1 protein-coding gene is annotated in these 2,330 nt (G+C 31.8%); it reads right to left on the bottom strand.

The genetic code is table 11. From position 1 onward, the window contains the following. A partial coding sequence (locus tag MBCUR_RS01850; RefSeq protein ID WP_157077547.1) for a DUF11 domain-containing protein occupies nt 1–2,330 on the bottom strand: 2,330 nt, incomplete at both ends.

The raw sequence follows: 2,330 nt of genomic DNA, 5'->3' as shown, positions 1-2,330 counted from the left end.
TTCACAGTAGGAACAACAGTAATATTAGTAGTATTATCAGGAGTACTATTATTACCAGTGTTATTCTCATTAACACCAGTAACATTACCAACATTCACAATACTACCAGTACCATTCAAACGAACAAGAATATCCAAAACAATACTCTCACCATTAGCCAAATTACCAATATTCCAAACACCAGTACTTGCAACATAATAAGTAAACCTTGGACTTGTACTGTTAATGTATATTAACCTACTATCCAAAACATCAGTAATAACCAAACCAGTCGCATTATCAGGACCATAGTTAGTTACATTAATAGTGTATAAAACAAACGCACCATTTAAGACAGATCCACTTACATTAGAGGTTTTAACAACACTAATGTTCACAGTAGGAACAACAGTAATATTAGTAGTATTATCAGGAGTACTACTGTTATTACCAGTATTATTCTCAGTAACATTAGTAACATTAGCAATATTCACAATACTACCAGTACCATTCAAACGAACAAGAATATCCAAAACAATACTCTCACCATTAGCCAAAGTGTTAATATCCCAAACACCAGTACTAGCATCATAACTAGTTCCACGAGGAGTGGTACTATTAATATAAATCAATCTACTATCTAACCTATCAGTAATAACCAAACCAGTCGCATTATCAGGACCAAAATTAGTCACATTAATAGTGTATAAAACAAGTATGCCATTTAAGACAGATCCAGACACATTAGAGGTTTTAACAACACTAAGATTTACAGTAGTGACAACAGTAATATTAGTTTCATTATCAGGATTACTACTGTTATTACCAGTATTATTTTCAGTAACATTAGTAACATTCGCAACATTCACAATATTACCAGTACCATTCAAACGAACAAGAATATCCAAAACAATACTCTCACCATTAGCCAAATTACCAATATTCCAAACACCAGTACTTGCAACATAACTTGTAAATCTTGGACTTGTACTGTTAATGTATATTAATCTACTATCTAAAACATCAGTAATAACCAAACCAGTCGCATTATCAGGACCAAAGTTAGTTACATTAATAGTGTACAAGATGTAAGCACCATTTAAAACATTACCAGACACATTAGATGATTTAACAACACTAATGTTCACAGTAGGAACAACAGTAATATTAGTAGTATTATCAGGAGTACTATTATTACCAGTATTATTCTCACCAACATTAGTAACATTTGCAACATTCACAATGCTACCAGTACCATTCAAACGAACAAGAATATCCAAAACAATAGACTCACCATTAGCCAAATTACCAATGTACCATACACCAGTACTTGCAATATAACTTGTAAGTCTTGGAGTTGTACTGTTAATGTATATTAATCTACTATCTAAAACATCAGTAATAACCAAACCAGTCGCATTATCAGGACCAAAATTAGTCACATTAATAGTGTATAAAACAAGTATGCCATTTAAGACAGATCCAGACACATTAGATGTTTTAACAACACTAATGTTTACAGTAGGAACAACAGTAATATTAGTAGTATTATCAGGAGTACTACTATTATTTCCAGTGTTATTTTCAGTAACATTAGTAACATTCGCAATATTCACAATACTGCCAGTACCATTTAAACGGACAAGAATATCCAAAACAATACTCTCACCATTAGCCAAAGTGTTAATATCCCAAACACCAGTACTCGCATCATAATTAGTTCCACGAGGAGTGGTACTATTAATATAAATCAATCTACTATCTAACTTATCAGTAATAACCAAACCAGTCGCGTTATCAGGACCATAATTGGTTACATTAATAGTGTATAAAACAAATATGCCATTTAAGACAGATCCAGATACATTAGATGTTTTAACAATACTAAGATTTACAGTAGTGACAACAGTAATATTAGTTTCATTATCAGGGTTACTACTATTATTACCAGTATTATTCTCAGTAACATTAGCAACATTAGCAATATTCACAATATTACCAGTACCATTCAAACGAACAAGAATATCTAAAACAATACTCTCACCATTAGCCAAAGCACCAATGCTCCAAACACCAGTACTTGCAACATAGAAAGTAAACCTTGGACTTGTACTGTTAATGTATATTAATCTACTATCCAAAACATCAGTAATAACCAAACCAGTCGCATTATCAGGACCAAAATTAGTCACATTAATAGTATACAAGATGTAAGCACCATTTAAAACATTACCAGACACATTAGAAGATTTAACAACACTAATGTTCACAGTAGGAACAACAGTAATATTAGTAGTATTATCAGGAGTACTATTATTACCAGTATTATTCTCATTAACACCAGTAACATT

This window comes from Methanobrevibacter curvatus, assembly GCF_001639295.1.
Taxonomy (GTDB): Archaea; Methanobacteriota; Methanobacteria; order Methanobacteriales; family Methanobacteriaceae; genus Methanoflexus; species Methanoflexus curvatus.
The sequence above is the reverse complement of the archived record's forward strand: the minus strand, read 5'-3'. Positions and strand labels throughout refer to the sequence as shown.